Here is a 19,321-nt window from a genome sequence, read left to right as displayed (position 1 = left end):
TAAACTAAAAGATAGAGCGGCTCCAGCTATTTAATCTTAACCGGAGCCGCTCTTGAGGCTTTTTTTTAAGGGCGTGGCCAGCTGAAATCATCCGCACGGCCATGCGGAGCAGTTTTCAGCGCAGGCTTGTTGCCTGCAGTAGCGGTTTTGCTGATTACTGTTGTATCACCCAGCAATGTATCATCACCGGACTGATCCAGATCATTGAGTTTCATTGGCCCGATACGGGTGATTTCTTTCTGCACCGGCAAAGCCATAGGCTCATTGCTTTTACTGTCAGATGAAACAGGAGCATCCGGTGATGAGAGTTTTAGCAACTGGCGTAATGGTTTTTCTGCATAGAAAGCCAGCTTTCGCTTGCCGGCTGCGGTCATATTGATCCCGTCATTGCCACGCAGGCGTACCGTCTGACCGTTCACATCAACACCGGTCTGAGTAAAGCTGCCTTTATCATCGACAAAACCGTCCCAGACATCGGCGAAAACAACCTGAGGTGTTGTATCTTCCGTTGTGACGGCTTGTTCTGCCGCAGTTTTATAAATCTTGTTCAGCGACAACATAGTCTGAGACAGCGAAGAAGATTGATAGGGCGGCTGGCCGATCCAGACAACAGGCACGCCGGATTTTGCAGTGACCTGCAGAAATTCATCAACCCGCGACTGATACAGTTTCTTCCACTCATCCGTATCGGCTGCAACACTGACGCTTTTCTGCGTGAGTGGCTGGCGGTCATTCGCCCCGATCATCATAACGACGACGGCAGGTTTCTGCTCAGTCAAAATGGCCGGAAGTTCTTTGCTCCAGTTATAATAATCCTGACGAACAAAGCCTGATGAGCCATTGGTCCGGTTGATGACCTGTAAATCTGTTGTCTGGGAAAAGGTCTCTGTCAGCCCTTCGGCAAGACCACCGGCGATGAAATCACCGATAACCATAATCTTCCGCGCATCGGGATTCTTTACGACGGCTTCCGGTTGCGGCGGTGTAATAATGGCTGGTTTAGGCTTGGTGACAACGGGCTTTTTCTTCACTGGTGCCGAGCGCCGCTGCGGCTGCTGTACCGGAGGGCGGGTGACTTCCTGCTGTCTGGGCTGTGCGGGATTGCCGAATAATATATCCAGCAATGTACGGCGTTTTTGTTGCTGCGGATATTGCTGGGCAATGAGAGCAGGGGCACTGTCCGGCTCTGCCATTTGTGTCTGTGCAGTGGCGGGAGCTGCCAGCAATGCGGTCAGGCCGAAAGCCACAGTTAAGGATTGCAGGCTGAGCAAGCCCGCTCTGATCTTGTTCTGTGTGACTGTTTGATCTGTCATAACGGGTTTCAACCCTTAAGCCTTCTGCTGCATGTGCCGTTTAGAACGCATATATGCGGCAGTATAAAGGATCAGGCCGGATTAACCGGCCTGACAATAAGTCGTATTTAGCGGCGGCGCAGAACGCTGAGCACTTCTTTGCTCGGATGACCGTCGGGTGACAGTCCGTTGCGCTGCTGGAAGGCCTCAATCGCTTTACGTGAACTTGAGCCGATTTTGCCGTCAATATTGCCGTCATAATAGCCGAGTGCACGCAGATGCGTTTGCAGTTCTTCACGTTCTTTCATGGAGATTGGTGTGAAAGGACGGTTCCAGTCCTGCACCAAACCCTGATAACCGGCAACGCGGTCGGCCAGAAGACCCACGCCGAGAGCGTATTTATCTGCATTATTATAGCGTTTGATAACGAAGAAATTCTTGGTCATCAGGAAAGCAGGGCCACTGCGGCCATCCATGACTTTCAGCGTGGCTTTTTCAGCATCACTCGGGAACGGACGGCCATTGGCGCGCACCAATCCCAGACGACGCCATTCAGCAATGCTCAGGCTGCCGGACGGGAACTTACCCGAAGCAGGCAGAACCACTTCGTAACCCCATGTGCGGCCTGGCTCCCAGCCGTTTTTACGCAGAAGATTGGCAGCGGTTGCCAGCGCATCCGGCACGGAATTCCAGATATCGCGTTTGCCGTTACCGTCAAAGTCAACCGCATAGGCCTGATAGCTGGTCGGGATAAACTGGGTATGCCCCATAGCGCCAGCCCATGAACCGCTCAGATGTCCGCGGTCAATATCACCGGTCTGCAGAATCTTCATCGCTGAAATCAGCTGCGTGCGGGCATATTTGGCGCGGCGCTGATCGGCATAGGCCAGTGTAGCCAGTGAGCGGATCGCATCGCGCATTACATCCGGACGCTGCATCATCTCGCCATAGCCGGTTTCCATCGACCAGATAGCCAGAAGCACATTTTTGTCTACGCCATATTGCTTTTCAATCGCATTGAGGGCTTTGCCCCATTTGCGCGCCATGGCCTGACCGGTACCGATAGAATGCTCGTTGACACGGTTGTCGATATATTCCCAGACAGGGGACGTAAATTCAGGCTGATAACGCGCTTTTTGCAGCACTTCCGGATCAATGGCATTCACACCGGCAAAAGCACGGTCAAAAGTGGCCGGAGCAATCCCGTTCTGAAGGGCTACAGGGCGAAAACCGGAAACCCATTTGCGAAATTGTGCATCGGCTGATGCATAGCCGGTTGTCAGAATAAGCGACAAGGCAGCCGCAGAGGCTGTTGTTGCTGCGGTCTTCCAGAAGCGGCTTTTGAAAATATGGGTTCGAAGCATGCTTTTCTCCCTGAATATAAACTTTAGCATTTCGCATTCTAACAATGCATACAGGCATTGTTACGGGTACGAAAATGCAATCAATCAAGAGCGTCGTTCAGTTTGCCGGTGCTCACTACGCTCGGGTAATGGTTTTAGCCGCATTATCCGGATGCAAAATCACTTCACAATTTTGCGGGAAATGGTCTAGGTTCATTGTTTATGCCACACGGAAGTTAGCATTTAGTTTACCATGCAGTACCGGAATTAAGAACCGGCAAAAAACTGTTAAGACAGTGCAGATAATAATCAGACAATGAATGATCTGCATATGTGTAATTTCGGCTTGTCTGAATTACTGCATCATTGATGAACCGGACGTGAAGAAACTCCTGTCCGGGCATGAGAGACGCTCAACTGCGTTAATAATCGCACATGAAATGTGACCGTAACTTTTAGAAAATGCAGGCTTTTTTCATAGTTTGGCTGTAATGGCTTTTATAGATCAGGTTTAGCAAGAGACTAGAGTACAGGTTGATAATAGAAAAATTATAACCGGCGGCTTAGGTTTGTTTGATGTAGGTTGAAACCGGACAAAACGGGAAGTGACATGAGTTCAGTTAAAAAAATCCGCAAAGCAGTTTTTCCTGTCGCCGGACTGGGGACACGTTTCTTACCAGCCACAAAATCAATCCCGAAAGAAATGCTGACCGTTGTTGATAAGCCGGTCATTCAATATGTGGTTGATGAAGCGCGCGAAGCGGGTATTGAGCATCTGATTTTTGTGACCGGCCGCAATAAAGCGGTGATCGAAGATTATTTTGATGCTCAGGTTGAACTTTACACAACGCTACAGGAACGCGGTAAGCTCAATGAGCTGAACCATATGCAGAGTTTGCAGCCGCAGCCTGGTACGACCAGTTTCACGCGTCAGCAGGTGCCGCTTGGCCTTGGCCATGCAGTATGGTGTGCCCGCGAAATCGTTGGTGACGAGCCTTTTGCACTATTGCTGCCGGATATGGTGATGCAGTCGAAAAAAGGCTGCCTCAAGGAAATGGTTGAGCTTTACGAACAGACCGGAGGCAATGTGATTGCTGTGCAGGAATGCGATCCGGAAGAAGCGCACAAATATGGTATTGTCGGCAAAGGCAATGCAATCGGCAATGGTTTTGAAATCAACCAGATGGTTGAAAAGCCAGCCAAAGGCACCGCGCCGTCAAATCTCTATATTAACGGCCGTTATATTCTGCAGCCGGAAATCTTCGACCTGCTGAGCAAGCAGGAAAAGGGAGCCGGTAACGAAATTCAGTTGACTGATGCGATGCTGAAACTTGCGAAAGAGCAGGATTTCTACGGCTTTAATTATCAGGGCCGTACCTTTGACTGCGGCTCCAAAGAGGGCTTCATTCAAGCCAATGTGGCTTTTGCTCTGTGGCGCCATGATATCCGCCCGCTGGTCGAAGTCAGCATTGATGAGTTGCTGAAAACTATCAAACTCTCTTGAGTTTAAATAAAAAAGCCGGTCAGTGACCGGCTTTTTTGTTACGGATTAATATGTCAGCGGCGAAGTTTTACACCGAGATAGACGCTGTTACTGCTATATTTACGGCTGGCCACATCGCTGTTGATGAATTCATGGCGCAATTTGCCGTCCACACCGAAGAAGCGGTTGAACCAATAGGTTGCCCCGATTTCCGCGCCCATACCATAATCGGTACCACTGCCGTCACGATTATCACGGATAGAAGCATCAAAGCGGGCATTCACGCTGAGATCAGCGCGGATCATGCGGGTGACATCAATATTGGCGAGATACAAAATGGATGAATTGCCACCAATATCCGGACTGCTGTCGAGATAAGTGCGCAGACCAAAGCGAACATCGGTGCCGCGCTGCGGTGACCAGTTCATCGCTGCATCCACCGACAGGCCGCCGGTATCTTGCAGACGGTCATCTGCACTGCGTGCGCCTATATAACCGACAGAGAACTCGCCATTCAGTTTTTCACCGGTATTGATCTGCAAGCCGGTACGAAGCCCGAGCTGGGTTGCATTGCGATCCAGACCATTATCATTCTGGTAAAGCCGGCGACCCACTTCAACTTCCGCAAACGGGCGGATGGCGGCGCTCAGCTCAAAACCGCCGCGCAATGTCATGCTGACATAGGTATTATTGCGGTCACTCTGATCCAGCTGGTCGCCATTATATAATTTGGCTTTGCCGTAGCGGGTATTGTTTACACGTGCTATCGCACTGGCAAAAATCTTGCCGATATCGCGCTCAATACCGGCCTGCGCATTCAGGCTCTGTACCAGAGGGCGGGTGCGTGCGGCGCTGATACCATTCGGATCAGATGAATCTTCACGATTGACAGAATAACCAAGCCCGAAATTCAGGCGGGTTTCATCACTCATATCCAGCCGTAATGCAGCATCAATCTGCCCGCGCGGATTGGAAACATACTGGCCGGAGAGATTTCTCTCGAAGATACCGGATGCATCCAGTGTTGCCAGATGGCTTGCCCAGTCTGAACGGGCATTCAGCCGCAATGCGGTTTCGGACAAGACACCGCTGGTTCCGGTTGCGCTGTTATCGGCATTATTGGTGGCGCGGATACCCTGATCCAGCGACGGACGTAAGATGAAACTTCCGGCGCGAATGCCCTGCGGTTCAAACGGATCAGCTTCGAAAGGTGCACGCGGGCGGCCTTCAAGGGCGCCTTCCGGCATATTTTCCCGCCCTTCGCGAACGGCTCTGCCTGCATCTGCTGGGCCGGTGCGTAAACCGCTGATATCTTCGCTCAAAGGAACAGCGCTGTCGGCAACAGGGCGTGCAGCCGGAACTGCAGGATTGATTACAGGCTGTGCAACGATACGGCCATTGGCATCATAAGTTATATTTTCAGTGCCTTCGCTCTGCGCAATAACATCGGCAATTGCATCATTTTGAGCGCCGGAGGGCACAGTTTGTGCCTGGGATATGGTCACGGATGAAAACAGCACAACGCCCGTCAGCAGAGCTGCCTGACGCAGCCCGTACAGGGAAAGCGGGGCGTAATGAGCCGGTTTGGCTGTTTTTTCCATTGTCCTGCCAAGAGTTGTGCACGCAACTGAGAATGCCTGCACGGAGCAGGCTTGTTACAGGACGGTAAATGATCATGGTTAATACAAAGTTTCTTTTGCTGTAATGGGCTGGCTTTATTCAGCTTTTCAGCTTGTGCTTTATTAATTACAGGGAAATATGTGCTGTGTTTCTGCAGGCAGGGAGGCTGGACAGGAAATATGTAAAGTTTTACCTCATAATTCGTTTTGCAGAATGCAGCTCCGGTTTCTATATAGAAGAAGCACTATTGACCGGATGAATGAAGTGAGAGAAGTCCATTGAGCAGCCACAGCCCAGCTATCCGCTCCGCCCTGAATACAATCGCAGTTGAAAAAGCCGGTATGAGCGCTCTTGAAGATGCGCTGCAAAACGGGCTTGCAGAGCCGTTTGAGCAGGCGGTTCAAGCTATTTCCGCGATGAAGGGACGGGTTGTTGTGACCGGTATCGGCAAAAGCGGTCATATCGGCTCCAAGCTGGCGGCCACTTTTGCGTCCACCGGAACCCCTGCGTTTTTTGTGCATGCGGCGGAAGCCAATCATGGCGATCTCGGCATGATTAACAGCAATGACGTTATTCTTGCCCTGTCCTGGTCGGGTGAGACTGCGGAGCTGAAAGGTATTGTCAGCTATTCCCGCCGTTTTAAAGTGCCGCTGATCGCACTGACTTCCGGTGAACATTCCACGCTCGGCCGTGAATCTGATGTGCTGCTGCTATTGCCGAAAGCAGTTGAAGCTTGTCCGCATGGTGTTGCACCGACCACATCAACTTTGATGCAGCTGGCAGTCGGTGATGCACTGGCACTTGCTCTGCTGGAAAGACGCGGCTTTACCGCCAGCGATTTCCGCGTATTCCATCCGGGTGGCTCACTGGGTGCCAGCCTTTCTCATGTGAAAGATATTATGCATCGCGGTGAGGAGTTGCCGTTGGTCAAGATCGGCACACCAATGCCGGAAGCGATGCGCATTCACTCGCATAAGCATTTCGGCTGTGTGATTGTTGAGAATGAAGACGGCACACTGGCCGGTATCATCACGGATGGCGATCTGACACGCAATGTCGATCGGCCTATGGCGACGCTGAAAGTTGATGATATTATGACCCGTACACCGAAGACTGTCAGCCCTGACCAGCTGCTCGGTTCAACACTGGCACTTTTGAATGAAGCGCGTATCGGCGCGGTGATTGTGGCTGAGAATAACCGTCCTGTCGGGCTGGTGCACTTCCACGATCTGCTGCGTGCCGGTGTGGCTTAAAACGCTCTCTGCAGGATAATAAAAAGGCGGCTTATCAGCCGCCTTTTTTGTTATTTCACTTCTTCAACTTGCAACAATCCGTCGTGATATTCCCGCACGATAATTGTCTTACCGGCGGGAAGATCAGGGCCGGTCACACGCCAGAGTGTATCATCAAAACGTGCACGGCCATGGCCGTTGATAATCGGCTCTTCCAATGTGGTGCGCATGCCGATCAGCTGATCGGCTCTGCGGTTGAGTAGCGGTTCATCGCTGTTTTGTACCCGCGGATTAAAATATTTGCGCCCGATCAGTACAAAGATCACGGACAGAACCATGAAGAGCAGCAGTTGCGCTTGCCAGCTGTCGATGAAGCCGAGGCCGGTAAACGCAATCAGGCTGGTAACCAGAGCAGCAAAACCGATCCAGATCAGGAAGACACCCGGTGTCACCAGTTCCAGAAACAGCAGAACAAGGCCAAGGACGACCCAGTTCCATATCCCCAATGCTGCGAGCATATCCGGCATCAGCGTGATCCTGTCGGCGGTACACGATTGCCGATAATGTGGTTCGGAACCGAGACATAATCAGCAGAGCCGCTGCGGGTTGTACCTTCGCTACGGGCAGCCGGTTTGGCAGGTGCTTTACGAGCGGCCTGTGCGCCTTGGGTGGTGGTATTCGCACCGGAATCCGAATTATTGCCGAAGACTTCTTTGGCAATCGCACCAATACCGCCCAATGTGCCGATCAGCGACGAGGCTTCCAGCGGCATCATAATGATCTTGTGATTTTTGGCAGAGGCCATTTCGGAAAGCGCATCGGTATATTTCTGTGCAACGAAGTAATTCAGCGCCTGCACATCACCCTGCGCAATCGCTTCGGACACCATGGTTGTCGCTTTGGCTTCCGCTTCTGCCAGACGCTCACGGGCTTCCGCTTCACGATAGGCGGCTTCGCGCTTACCTTCCGCTTCAAGAATCTGCGACTGTTTCAAACCTTCAGCGCGCAGAATCTGCGCATTACGGTCACCTTCCGCTTCCAGAACCTGTGCACGCTTGTCACGTTCGGCTTTCATCTGGCGCGCCATGGAATCGATCAGATCTTTCGGCGGATTGATATCTTTGATCTCAACGCGGGTGATTTTGATGCCCCACGGATGCGCCGCCTGATCCAGTACGCGCAGCAGACGATCATTGATGGTGTCGCGGTTGGAGAGCAATTCGTCCAGATCCATTGAACCCATAACGGTACGGATATTGGTCATGGTCAGGTTGAGGATTGCATATTGCAGATCGGAAACCTGATAGGCAGCCTGTGCCGCATTCAGCACTTGAAAGAAGGCGACAGCATCCACGGATGTGGTCGCATTATCACGGGTAATGACTTCCTGTGTCGGTACGTCCAGTACCTGTTCCATCATATTGAGACGCGCGCCGATACGATCAAAAAACGGGACGATCATATTCAGACCCGGCGATAAAGTACGGGTGTAACGGCCGAAACGCTCGACAGTAAAATTGGAACCCTGAGGCACAATTTTAATACCGGCATAAAGTGTGAAAATAACCACTGCAGCTAAAATCAGCAGGGCAATATTGGCACCGAATTCCATTCTGTTTCCTTTTTAAAATGCCGGAAATGATGATGGTCTTGTTTTATAAAAGTCTCAGACCCAGCCCTGCAGTTCACGGCGTACAAGGTCTTCAATCACGCGCATACCGAGTTCTGTGTCATTGAGGCACGGAATATGGCTGAAATTTTCGCCGCCATTCTCATGGAAGGATTCTGCCGCTTCATTGCCGATTTCATCAACAGTTTCAAGGCAGTCAGCCACGAAACCCGGATTGAATACGGCAACGGATTTGATGCCCTGTTTCGGCATTTCCTCGATGGTTTTATCCGTATAAGGCTGGAGCCATTCCTCAGGACCAAAGCGCGACTGGAACGTGCTGATCAGCTTGGTTTCATCCCAGCCAAGGCGCTCACGCAGCAGGCGTGTGGTTTCAAGGCATTGCTGCGGATAAGGATCGCCGCGGCGTGCATAGCTCTGCGGAATGCCATGATAGGAGGCAACCACGACCTGCGGATCAAAATCCAGCTTGGCAATATGGTCTTCAATCGAGCGTGCCAGCGCATCAATATAGACCGGTTCGTGCTGGTAGGACGGCACTGTACGCACGGCAGGCATAAAACGCAGCTTGTTCAGTGCGTCATTGAGTTTTTCAATCACACTGCCGGTGGTGGAAGAAGAATATTGCGGATAGAGCGGGAAGGCGACAATACGGGTGCAACCCTGTTCGCGCAGGCGTGTCAGCACATCTTCAATCGATGGCTGGCCATAACGCATTGCCCAGTCCACAACCACATTGCCGAGATCGGAGAGGCGGGCGCTGAGCTGATCGCTCTGGGAACGCGTGAAGGTACGCAAAGGTGATTCATTACGCTCACGGTTCCAGATACGGTCATAGGCGGCACCGGATTTCTTAGGACGTGTATTGAGCACAATACCGAACAGGATCGGATACCAGATCGCCTTCGGCCATTCGATAACACGCGAATCCATTAAAAACTCGCGCAGATAGCGGCGCATGGATGTGTAATCAGTACCATCAGGTGTTCCCAGATTGATCAGCATTACGCCTGTTTTTTCAAGAACAGGTTTTGCTGAAACCGGCTGGGAAGTCGCGGATTGGCTCATCACATTATCATGCATGTCTGTGTCTCTATCCTGAGGGGGCGGTGCTTTCACTCGAACAAACACAATCTGTATCTGCGTGCGCGCAAGCTGCCGAACAAAATTTGCCTATCATAACAGTATTATGTCCGGCATGACCAGAACATAACCATAACATGATGAGAAAACTCAAATTTAAAGTGGTTTTTTATTGGGAAGGTGCTCCGGTTTTTAAAACAGCGCCAACCGGCAGTTTCCGTGGCTTGTAATTCGGGTTCTGACGGAACAGGCGTTTCCATTCTGTGCCATTGCCATAGAGCTTCTCTGCAATCGACCAGTAACTGTCGCCTTGTTTGATTTCATAAGCCTCGGAGACAGGCATTTTTGCTGCGGGCTGTGCAGCATCTGAATAGGGCGAATGTTCCTGCAAATATTCAGCAACGACCTGATCAAGTGAAGGGCCGTAATCATAGGCTTTTTCAGCTTTTTGGGCGATCATGTCATAGCCGTCACCGCCTGTGCGCAGATAATCGGTTGCGGCAATGCCATAGAGCTTATTGTCATCAAGTGGCTGCCAGTTGCTTTCCGCATCCTGCATTTCGACAGTGGTAATGCGCTGTCCGGCAGGTTTAGCCATATCCAGTGTGAATTTTATGCCTGCAACCTGCGGATAGCGGCCGCTGCCTTTTTCAATCTGGCTGACACCATTCTCCAATGCTGATCGCAGATCGCTGCCTTTCATCTGAAATGTTGCAACCGTATTCTGAAACGGCAGCACCACCAGTACATCACCCATAGTGATGTCACCGGCCTTGATTGAAGCGCGCAATGCACCGCCATTTATCAGCGCGGCAGTGATACCCTGATCGCGCACACGATCAAGCATGGCAGTGGTGACCAGATCGCCCATAGGACATTGCTGCGTGCGGCAACTGACAGCAGAGCCGTCAATCAGCCTGGTTGTCTCAGCGACACGGCGGTTTTTCAGCTCTTCAATCGGCTTGGCCATTTCCGCGATGCGGCTGGCCAGTTGTGCATCCGGCTTGATGGAGGCATCCAGCCGGAGCGGAGCGCCGGAGGCTGATGTGAGATTGCCCGTATCGTCAAAATTCAGCACCAGCCTGCCCAGATATTGCGTATAGGCATAGGCCGTGACGACCGGCACCATTTTGCCGGACGGGTTTTTGACGAGAGTAGGATAGGGGCCGGAAGCGCGTAAGGCATTATCGCCAAGTAATGTATGGCTGTGCCCGCCGACAATTGCATCCACATTATCCAGTTCTGCTGCCAATTGCTGATCCGCATCATAACCCAGATGGGTAAGGGCAATGATCTTGTTCACGCCTTCTGCCTTCAGGTCTGTGATCATGCGCTGCAATGTTTCCTTGGCATCAAGAAAACGGATGTCCTTGCCCGGACGTGCAATTTCCACTGTGTCCGGTGTGGTCAGGCCGACAATGCCGATCTTTTCATTGCCAATTGTTTTGACAAGATAGCGTGCGAATTTGCCGTGGATCGGTGAACCGGCAGTGGTTTCAATATTGGCAGACAGAACCGGCAGTTTGATTTTATCCAAAAAGGGTGCCAGCCCTTCCTGCCCAAGATCAAATTCATGATTGCCGAGTGCCATCGCATCATAGCCGATGGCATTCATGAATTCGGCATTGTCTGTGCCTTTATAAGTGGTGAAAAATAAAGAGCCCTGAAACTGATCTCCGGCATCCAGCACCAGCATATTGCCGCCCTTGGCGCGCTCGGCATCTATGGCCGCTTTCAGCCGCGCCATACCGCCGAAACATTGCTGCTCTGCGCTTTCTTTAGCCGAGCAGGTCGCGTCATATTTATTGACCTCTTCAATGCGGGAATGCGTGTCATTTGTGTGCAGAATGGTCAGCGTGTAATCGGCATAGGCAGGCAGTGACAGGCTCACGAGGCTGGCGCTGCAAAACAGAATCTTGAACAGTCCGGACATAGCTCTCTCCGTAGACATTTGTCGGGGCAGAATAGCATAGTAATATGACGAATGCTGTTTGCATCTCCCAAGTTCGGAGAGAGCTGAGAATAGCAAAACGCCCGCAGCAGAGCCGCGGGCGTTTGTATATTTTCTTGTCTAATTTCAGGCTTTACGTGTCAGCGAGAATTGCGAACCGGTAGATGTGGTGCAATTGAGCTGCGACGGAGTAACCTGTGCGCAATTCACTTTGGATGTAGTGCCGCGTACGATCGAACGCATATCAATTTCCACCAAACGCGGTGACAGGTAACGGTAATTACCTTCTGCCAGCTTTTCATTGGTGTCAGTTGTGCGGGTTTCAAAAACGCCGCCGTTGAAATTCGATGTAATGCCATTGGCATCAACCCAGCCACCATCAATACCGGCATTAGCCGGACGGGTCGGCATGGTGTTGCCGCCGCCGCCATTGACTGGTCCGTATGTGGTACAGGCAGCGAGTGTGGCAGCCAGACAAAGGGATGCGGCCGTGCGGAATGTTTTCATAAGCGAGCTCTCCCGGGATTCTGCAAAATTTTATAATAATTTGATGTATGTAAATGCGGGTAAATACAAGAGCTTTATAGGTTCCTTAACCATGAAGAGCCTTGTATCTGTTGCTTTTTTACCTCACATCTTTGTGTGTGAAGCGGTTTTGTTGGTCTCAGACAGCAAAAACATTATATTTTATAATGGTGTAATTTAAAGAGCGGCTGATATCAGAATGCATCGGCTAAATGCGCTCGTATCATGCCGCGCAGAGAATTGCCGACAAAAATCCGGTGCGCTTTTTGCAAGTGCTGAAGCGTGAGAACGGCAGTTTTGGCTTTATCCTGTTGCAGTAGTTCCTGCCGCAAAACGCCATTCAGCAACCCGCATTCCAGCGGCGGGGTCAGCAATATACCATCCCCCATATCCGCAAAGAGCGAAGTTATCGTGCCTTCGCAAAGCTCGCCTTTTTCATTGAGCAGCAGAACTTCATCGGCTTGTGCCGGTGTAAATTCCGCCCGCGCGGCTTCATAGGTTGTTCGGCGTGTTGTTTTGTGGCGCAGCAGCTCATCGGCGCTGTTCAGGCGGGTTTCGGCAATTGCCAATGTCCAGATCATTTGAGGCGGCAAAGGCTGAAAGACTGCGGTGATGATATCTGCTGTGCCGTCTGGCCACAGGCAAAGACGGACACGTAAGGCATGAGGGCTGTTTGCGTGAGCTTGCAATTGTGCACGGATAGCACCTTCATCAAAAACAAAACCGAGTTGCGTCGCAGATTGCTGCAGACGCTGTAAATGCTGTTCAAGGCGCAGAAAACCATTGGCAGGCTCAAAGCGCAATGTTTCGATCAGGCCAAAATTCAGGTCTTGCATGTTTCACCCTCGGGTGCCGGAGACTGTGTTCTCACCGGTCGCATAACGGGCTTTCAGCAGGCACTCGGCATATTCTGCTTCTGCCGCTGAATCATAGACCACACCGCCGCCGACATTGAGGACTGCTTCTCCGTCAGGATAGAGCGACAGAGTGCGAATGGCGACGTTGAAACGCATTTCGCCGGATGGTGCGATCCAGCCGATGGAGCCGCAATAAATATCGCGTGCCTGTTGTTCAAGCTGGTGCAAAATCGTCATGGCGCTGATTTTCGGTGCGCCGGTCACCGAGCCGCACGGAAACAAAGCTGCAAAGATCTGACGCAAAGTGAGATCGGGCAACAGTTTCGCCCGCACATGACTGACCATCTGGTGCACAGTCGGATAGCGCTCGACATGGAAGAGTTTAGGCACAGAAAGACTGCCGACTTCGCTGATCAGCGAAATGTCATTGCGCAGTAAATCCACGATCATGCGGTTTTCGGCCTGACTTTTTTCGTCATGGATCAGAAAATCGCGCAGGGTATCATCTTCTTGTGGTGTTGCCCCGCGCGGTGTGGTGCCCTTCATCGGGTGGGTTTCAATCCAGCCGTCTTTATCGATTTGAAAAAACAGCTCCGGTGAGCGCGATAGAATAAGCGGTGCCTTGTCCTGCGCTGTCAGATTGACATATGCGCTGTAACGCACAGGCTGGCGGTTGCTGAGATCGGCAAACAGCGCCTCAGGCTCACCGTGATAGCGTGCTGAAATCGGAAATGTCAGATTGCCCTGATAGCAATCACCTTCACGCAAATGACGATGCAGGCGTTCGAAACGCTGCTGATAATCCGCTTCCGACCAATGGGCATGAAAATCAGAAAGATGCACATTGGTGTGGGTGTTTCTATTTCCGGCAGGGATATCCGCCGGAGGTTCACTAAAGACACCAAAGCAAATCAGCGGAACACGGCGTTCCTTCGGCAGCAGGGGAGCCAGTTTGGGCTCCAGCAGAAAACCCGCCTCATAGCTGAAATAACCTGCAAGCCATTTGCCCTGACGATGCGCTGCTTCAAGCGCGGCAAAGCCTGCCTCAAAATCGGAAGCCTGTTCAATAATAATCAGCTGTTCCGGCCTGTTGAACAGCATGGATTGCTGTTCAACATCATCACGAAACAGAATGAAAGGCTCAGAAGATGCAGGCATTGCTCGCTCAACCATAATGCGATCAGTCTTCCATCGCTTCCAGTTCGTCGATCATGCCTTCAATAACTGACAGACCCTGTTGCCAGAAGGCCGGATCAGAAGCATCCAGACCGAATGGTGCCAGCAGTTCTTTATGATGGCGGGTACCGCCAGCCTTCAGCATATCGAAATATTTGTCCTGAAAACCTTCAGGATTGTTTTGGTAAACCGCATAGAGCGAATTTACGAGGCAATCGCCGAAAGCATAGGCATAAACATAGAACGGCGAGTGGATGAAATGCGGAATATAAGTCCAGAAGCTTTCATAACCCGGATTGAGGCGGATTGCAGGACCTAAGCTTGAACGCTGCACTTCCATCCAGATTTCACCGATCTGTTCGGCTGTCAGCTCACCGTTTTTGCGCTCGGTGTGAACTTTACGTTCAAACTGGTAGAAGGCGATCTGGCGGACAACCGTATTGATCATATCCTCAGTCTTCTGCGCCAGCATTGCTTTGCGCTCGCGCTTGTCCTTTGCTTTAGCAAGCAGGGACTGGAAGGTCAGCATTTCACCGAAGACGGAGGCGGTTTCTGCCAGTGTCAGCGGGGTTGAAGCCATCAGCGCACCCTGTTTGGCGGCAAGAACCTGATGCACACCATGGCCGAGTTCATGGGCAAGGGTCATAACATCGCGCGGCTTGCCCAGATAGTTGAGCAATACATAAGGATGTGCGGAAGGCACAGTCGGATGGGCAAAAGCACCCGGTGCCTTGCCTGCGCGGGTCGGGGCATCAATCCAGTTCTTGTCAAAGAAGTCGCGGGCAATATCGGCCATTTCCGGTGCGAAGCCTGCATAGGCATCCAGCACAGTTGCTTTTGCTTCATCCCAGCCGATAGTGACCTGCGGGGTTTCCGGCAGCGGCGCATTGCGATCCCAGTTGTCGAGCTGTTCAAGGCCGAGCCATTTTGCCTTCAGTGCATAGTAGCGATGGGAAATACGCGGATAGGCATCATTCACGGCGCTGGCCAGTGCATCGACAACTTCACGCTCAACGCGGTTGGCAAGGTGGCGGCTGTCGGCAATATCCTCAAAACCGCGCCAGCGGTCGGAGATTTCTTTATCCTTAGCCAATGTATTGGTGATGAGCGTGAAGAGGCGTAGATTTTCACCAAAGGTTTTGGACAAGGCATCCGAGGCTTTTTTACGGGTTGCACCATCCGCATCCTGCAACATGGTGAGCACCGGTTCAATCGGTAGCTCTGCGCCGTCAATTGTAAAGCGCAAACCGCTCATGGTTTCGTCAAACAGACGGTTCCAGGCAACAAAACCGGTGACAGAGATGTCATGGAATAATGTCTCAATCTGGTCATCCAGCTGGTAAGGCTTGTCTTTGCGCAGGTCGATCAGCCATGGCTTATAATGGCCGATAGCAGGATTTTCAGCGATAGCCTTGTCGAGCAGGGCGTCATCAATACGGTTGAGTTCCAGCGAGAAGAAGATCAGATGGCTGCCTGCATCGGTGAGTTTCTGCTGCACATCGCCATAGAGTTTGGCATTGGCGGCACTGGAGGTGTCATCCGCATAGAGCAGGCCGGCATAGGAATAGATGCGTCCCATCAGTTCCTGAAGCTGTTCGAATTCTTTAATCGCGTCGGCAAAATTACCGCCCTGAGGCTTGGAGGCTTCAGCTTCGAGCTTGCCTTTCCATTTATTCTCAAAAGCAACTGAGCGCTCTGCTGAAAGCTGCAGGTCGCGGGTCAGTTCCGCACTGTCCGGTGCAGGATAAAGATCGGTGAGGTTCCAGCATGGCAGATTGCTCAGCTCGGAAGCTGCGGAAACCTGTGCCTGCGGGGCATCGGCAGGCATACGGAGAAATTCTGCATGGTTGCGTAAATTCATTGCGGTTCAACCTCGTACGATTCTTTTTAATGCTGCAGTCTATATAGGATGTTCCTGCGCAGATTTCATGCGTTTCAGCAGTATTGAAATTGCGGGTCAAAGTCGGGTGCTGACAGGCGCTGTTAAGATATAAAAGGGTGAAATCAGTATGCCGGATCAGGTGGCTGTGGTGCAATTTTGTGTTTTTTCGACTCAAAAGCAGAGCCAAAACCGATTTGGTTCCCGAAATGAGGCTCTTTATCCCATCACATTGCGTTACATTGACGAAACAATGTGAGTAAAATCCGGTAAATTTTATGTGCTTAAGACCTATTATACTGCTGAAATATTATATGAATTTTCTGATTGGCGTTCTTTGTTTTTCAGGCGCTGAAAACCACAAAATATCGCATTATTTGTTCTGAAAATTAAATATTTTCAATCAGATGGTGCATATATGCCACAGGACGCTGTTTGTGACGCTGGGCGCGTGTATAGATAAAATCATGCTTCCTCAGGTTGTAAAATCTGTTCATAAACTCTTTACCATGATGGAAAGTCCTTCCCGAATGCGTTTTTTTTGTCATGCTGAAAACTCATTGTCTGTTCAATAAGTGTCTATTAACCATTAAATCCGATATTCATCTGAATAGCGTGACTGTAAACGGTAAGGCATTCGAAATTGGAAAACAGCAAAACATCTAAACTGGCGGGCTGGGCAGGCAGAGTTTTTAAACTCAGCGCGCAGCTGGCACTTGTTTTCACGGCTGTTACAGCTTTCGCGCCGTCTCAGGCTGCAGCCGAAACCCGTACACTGAAGCTGCATTTTGTGCATACCGGTGAACGTGCAGAAATCACGTTCAAGAAAAACGGCCGCTATCTGCCGGATGGTTTGAAGAAGCTGAATGTCTTCCTGCGCGACTGGCGCCGCAATGAGCCGACCAAGATGGATCCGCGTTTGTTCGATCTGGTCTGGCAGGTCTATCAGACCGCCGGTGGCCGCGATTATATTACTGTTGTTTCCGCCTATCGTTCACCGGCGACGAACTCCATGCTGCGTTCGCGTACCCGCGGCGTTGCCAAAAGCAGCCAGCATACGCTCGGCAAGGCGATGGATTTTTTCATTCCGGGTGTTCCGCTGAAAAAGCTGCGTGACACCGCGTTGCGCTATCAGATCGGCGGCGTTGGTTATTATCCGACTTCCGGTTCGCCATTTGTGCATCTTGATGTCGGCAGTGTGCGTCACTGGCCGCGCCTGAGCCGCCGCGAATTGCTGGCTGTGTTCCCTGACGGTAAAACAATTCACGTTCCGACCGATGGCAAGCCATTGCCGGGTTATGAACAGGCGCTTGCTGCCTATGAAGCCCGTAAGGCCAATGGCGGTACAATCCAGATGGCTTCTGCCAAGCCGAAGAGCAAATCTCTGTTCGGTATGTTGTTTGGCGGCGGTGCGGATGAAGAAGAAGATAATGGTGAAAGCTCCGGTCGTGCTGTAGCAACTGCCCGTCCGGCGCGTACAGCACCTGCTGCCGCAGTTCCTGCCCGTCAGGCTCCGGTACCGGCAGTGCCTAACCGTGCTGTACCTGCACAGCCTGAGCCTCAGGTGCCGCAGGAAGCGTTGATTGCTGCTTTGCCAGCCCGCGATGCACCGGTGCCGCTGAATGCACCGCGCCCTTCTGCCGGTGTGGAAATGACACCGGATGCACAGGCGGCGATGGCTTTTGCTGTGCCTGTTCCGGTGAAGCGTCCGCAGTCGGAAGCCGAAGTGCTGCTGGCTATGGCGCCGCCACCGCCAAATACACTTGAAGCGCAGGCTTTTGCGGGTGCCACAGGTGCGCCTTCCGCACCGGCTCAGCCTGCCAATGACCAGATTGCCGCGCTGGTTGCAGCAGACACAACTGTAAATACCGGCGCTATGCTGAGCGGATATGTGCCGGTTCCGGTACAGCGTCCGCAGGGTGCAGGACAGGCGATCAATACCGTTCTGGCCGCTGCTGTTCCGGCAACACGTCCAACACAGGCTCAGGCTCAGGAAGTCTCCGTTGCCCGTGCTGAAGCCGGTCAGGATGCGATTGCTGATCTGCTGAGCAATAATGATCACACTGCATCTATTCCGGCTCCGCGTCCGCAGGCTCAGGAACAGCAGGTCGCTATGGTGATGCCACAGGATACACGCAACAGCCGTCCGTCCTCCCGTCCGGTCGTAAACAGCGAGAATACTGCCGCAGCAACTGGTGCTGACGCTGTACGGACAACCGCTAAAGCCGGTCGTTCAGATCGCCCGGCATCAAAAGCGGCTGCCAATGCAGTGCTGCAGCCTGCCGATGCCGCGACAGAAGTTGCGATTTCGAATGAGCCTGTAGCCAAGGTTGTACCGGTGTCCAATCCGGTTCTGCGGAACGATGCCATGCGTCAGGCACCAACCGTTGTTTATACCGCTGGCTTCCAGAAAGACCTGCCTGCCGGTAATGCAAACCGCTTTACAGGCAATGCTGTGACTTTCATTCCGATTGCTAAATTCTCTAAGATTAACTGATCGGTACAAGAATGAAAAAAGGGAGCTTTGAGCTCCCTTTTTTATTGCCTGAATTTTAATGTTGATCAGGATTTGAGCGCGGCGGCTGCGGCTGCCAGTGCTGTAATTTCATCCCATTTGCCATCATTGACCAGCTCTTTCGGAGCAATCCATGAGCCGCCGATGCACAGCACATTCGGCAGGGTGAGATAATTCATGGCATTGCTGAGGCTGATGCCGCCTGTCGGGCAGAAGAAGGTACCGGCAAGCGGGGAGGACAGGGCTTTAAGATAGGCCGCTCCGCCTGCCTGTTCCGCAGGGAAAAATTTCACATGAGTATAGCCGCGCTCGCGCAGGCTCATCACTTCGCTTGCTGTTGCGCAACCCGGCAACAGAGGAACAGGGCTGTTATCTGCGGCTTTCAAAATGGCATCTGTTACGCCGGGGCTGACGATGAATTTTGAACCGGAAGTGACAGCCTGCTCATAATGGGCGGCATTGAGGATGGTTCCGGCGCCGACAATGGCTTCCGGCACATCTTCTGCCACGGCACGGATAGCATCCAGTGCCGCGCTGGTGCGCAGGGTAATTTCGATGGCAGGCAGACCGCCTTTTGCCAGAGCGCGTGCAAGTGGCACGGCATCTGCTGCTTTATCAATCAGCAGAACAGGGATGACGGTTTGTCCCGTCATGACGGGAATCAGGCTTTCGGTTTTCTGCGACATCTCACCCTCGGAATTATTGTTATAATCGATTTAACGTTCCGAAGATATT

Annotated in this window: 15 protein-coding genes; 3 read left to right on the top strand and 12 right to left on the bottom strand. The window is 51.9% G+C overall.

Features of this window, described 5'->3' with window-relative positions:
* Positions 1 to 65: 65 nt before the first annotated feature.
* The gene (locus tag K1X45_RS06250) at positions 66 to 1,313 is read right to left on the bottom strand and encodes a DUF459 domain-containing protein (RefSeq protein ID WP_220160126.1); all 1,248 of its coding nucleotides are present in this window, start codon (positions 1,311 to 1,313) and stop codon (positions 66 to 68) included.
* 107 nt (positions 1,314 to 1,420) lie between these two features.
* Positions 1,421 to 2,686, bottom strand: a complete 1,266-nt coding sequence (locus K1X45_RS06245) for a lytic murein transglycosylase (protein WP_370627087.1) — start codon at positions 2,684 to 2,686, stop codon at positions 1,421 to 1,423.
* Between the two features lie 559 nt (positions 2,687 to 3,245).
* Here K1X45_RS06245 and galU point away from each other — a divergent pair.
* Complete coding sequence (gene galU, locus K1X45_RS06240) at positions 3,246 to 4,139, top strand: UTP--glucose-1-phosphate uridylyltransferase GalU (RefSeq protein WP_151160053.1); 894 nt, start codon at positions 3,246 to 3,248, stop codon at positions 4,137 to 4,139.
* 53 nt (positions 4,140 to 4,192) lie between these two features.
* Here galU and K1X45_RS06235 read toward each other — a convergent pair whose 3' ends face one another.
* The gene (locus tag K1X45_RS06235) at positions 4,193 to 5,719 is read right to left on the bottom strand and encodes an outer membrane beta-barrel protein (RefSeq protein WP_151160052.1); all 1,527 of its coding nucleotides are present in this window, start codon (positions 5,717 to 5,719) and stop codon (positions 4,193 to 4,195) included.
* A gap of 297 nt (positions 5,720 to 6,016) precedes the next feature.
* Here K1X45_RS06235 and K1X45_RS06230 point away from each other — a divergent pair, with 297 nt between their 5' ends.
* The gene (locus K1X45_RS06230; protein WP_225685095.1) at positions 6,017 to 6,991 is read left to right on the top strand and encodes an SIS domain-containing protein; all 975 of its coding nucleotides are present in this window, start codon (positions 6,017 to 6,019) and stop codon (positions 6,989 to 6,991) included.
* Positions 6,992 to 7,041: 50 nt separating this feature from the next.
* On the opposite strand, the gene K1X45_RS06225 is transcribed toward K1X45_RS06230, so the two are convergent.
* The 8 genes from K1X45_RS06225 to K1X45_RS06190 form a co-directional block, all read right to left on the bottom strand.
* Entirely contained in the window at positions 7,042 to 7,500 is a 459-nt protein-coding gene (locus K1X45_RS06225; RefSeq protein WP_213600010.1) for an NfeD family protein, read from the bottom strand.
* On the bottom strand, positions 7,497 to 8,582 hold the full coding sequence (locus K1X45_RS06220) for an SPFH domain-containing protein (protein ID WP_116088808.1): 1,086 nt from the start codon (positions 8,580 to 8,582) through the stop codon (positions 7,497 to 7,499). Before K1X45_RS06220 ends, K1X45_RS06225 begins: the two co-directional genes overlap by 4 nt.
* 54 nt (positions 8,583 to 8,636) lie before the next feature.
* On the bottom strand, positions 8,637 to 9,683 hold the full coding sequence (gene hemH, locus K1X45_RS06215; protein ID WP_139316437.1) for a ferrochelatase: 1,047 nt from the start codon (positions 9,681 to 9,683) through the stop codon (positions 8,637 to 8,639).
* Positions 9,684 to 9,852: 169 nt separating this feature from the next.
* Positions 9,853 to 11,616 (bottom strand): 5'-nucleotidase C-terminal domain-containing protein, encoded by a 1,764-nt coding sequence (locus tag K1X45_RS06210; RefSeq protein ID WP_220160124.1) that lies wholly within the window; start codon positions 11,614 to 11,616, stop codon positions 9,853 to 9,855.
* A gap of 144 nt (positions 11,617 to 11,760) precedes the next feature.
* Positions 11,761 to 12,141: an outer membrane lipoprotein Omp10 gene (gene omp10, locus K1X45_RS06205; protein ID WP_075656969.1), complete on the bottom strand. Its 381-nt coding sequence runs from the start codon at positions 12,139 to 12,141 to the stop codon at positions 11,761 to 11,763.
* 212 nt (positions 12,142 to 12,353) lie between these two features.
* On the bottom strand, positions 12,354 to 12,995 hold the full coding sequence (locus tag K1X45_RS06200) for an aminotransferase class IV family protein (protein ID WP_220160123.1): 642 nt from the start codon (positions 12,993 to 12,995) through the stop codon (positions 12,354 to 12,356).
* Between the two features lie 3 nt (positions 12,996 to 12,998).
* Positions 12,999 to 14,189, bottom strand: a complete 1,191-nt coding sequence (locus K1X45_RS06195) for an aminodeoxychorismate synthase component I (RefSeq protein WP_370627086.1) — start codon at positions 14,187 to 14,189, stop codon at positions 12,999 to 13,001.
* Between the two features lie 7 nt (positions 14,190 to 14,196).
* Complete coding sequence (locus K1X45_RS06190) at positions 14,197 to 16,020, bottom strand: M3 family oligoendopeptidase (RefSeq protein WP_255560931.1); 1,824 nt, start codon at positions 16,018 to 16,020, stop codon at positions 14,197 to 14,199.
* 694 nt (positions 16,021 to 16,714) lie between these two features.
* On the opposite strand from K1X45_RS06190, the gene K1X45_RS06185 reads away from it, so the two are divergent.
* Positions 16,715 to 18,568, top strand: a complete 1,854-nt coding sequence (locus K1X45_RS06185) for a DUF882 domain-containing protein (protein WP_220160121.1) — start codon at positions 16,715 to 16,717, stop codon at positions 18,566 to 18,568.
* A gap of 65 nt (positions 18,569 to 18,633) precedes the next feature.
* On the opposite strand, the gene K1X45_RS06180 is transcribed toward K1X45_RS06185, so the two are convergent.
* Positions 18,634 to 19,272 carry a 2-dehydro-3-deoxy-phosphogluconate aldolase gene (locus K1X45_RS06180; RefSeq protein WP_220160120.1) on the bottom strand — a complete coding sequence of 213 codons (639 nt, stop codon included), beginning with the start codon at positions 19,270 to 19,272 and terminating at the stop codon, positions 18,634 to 18,636.
* Positions 19,273 to 19,321: the final 49 nt, after the last annotated feature.

Origin of the sequence: Pseudochrobactrum sp. Wa41.01b-1 (assembly GCF_019464455.1) — a bacterium.
In the GTDB taxonomy this organism is placed as follows: Bacteria; Pseudomonadota; Alphaproteobacteria; order Rhizobiales; family Rhizobiaceae; genus Pseudochrobactrum; species Pseudochrobactrum saccharolyticum.
This window is presented reverse-complemented; position numbering and strand designations above follow the sequence as displayed.

Coding starts and splice junctions, on each gene's coding strand:
- K1X45_RS06195 (WP_370627086.1), bottom strand. CDS start 14,189: ATGGTTGAGCGAGCAATGCCTGCATCTTCTGAGCCTTTCATTCTGTTT.
- K1X45_RS06190 (WP_255560931.1), bottom strand. CDS start 16,020: ATGCCTGCCGATGCCCCGCAGGCACAGGTTTCCGCAGCTTCCGAGCTG.
- K1X45_RS06210 (WP_220160124.1), bottom strand. CDS start 11,616: ATGTCCGGACTGTTCAAGATTCTGTTTTGCAGCGCCAGCCTCGTGAGC.
- K1X45_RS06220 (WP_116088808.1), bottom strand. CDS start 8,582: ATGGAATTCGGTGCCAATATTGCCCTGCTGATTTTAGCTGCAGTGGTT.
- K1X45_RS06250 (WP_220160126.1), bottom strand. CDS start 1,313: ATGACAGATCAAACAGTCACACAGAACAAGATCAGAGCGGGCTTGCTC.
- omp10 (WP_075656969.1), bottom strand. CDS start 12,141: ATGAAAACATTCCGCACGGCCGCATCCCTTTGTCTGGCTGCCACACTC.
- K1X45_RS06180 (WP_220160120.1), bottom strand. CDS start 19,272: ATGTCGCAGAAAACCGAAAGCCTGATTCCCGTCATGACGGGACAAACC.
- K1X45_RS06200 (WP_220160123.1), bottom strand. CDS start 12,995: ATGCAAGACCTGAATTTTGGCCTGATCGAAACATTGCGCTTTGAGCCT.
- K1X45_RS06235 (WP_151160052.1), bottom strand. CDS start 5,719: ATGGAAAAAACAGCCAAACCGGCTCATTACGCCCCGCTTTCCCTGTAC.
- galU (WP_151160053.1), top strand. CDS start 3,246: ATGAGTTCAGTTAAAAAAATCCGCAAAGCAGTTTTTCCTGTCGCCGGA.
- K1X45_RS06245 (WP_370627087.1), bottom strand. CDS start 2,686: ATGCTAAAGTTTATATTCAGGGAGAAAAGCATGCTTCGAACCCATATT.
- hemH (WP_139316437.1), bottom strand. CDS start 9,683: ATGCATGATAATGTGATGAGCCAATCCGCGACTTCCCAGCCGGTTTCA.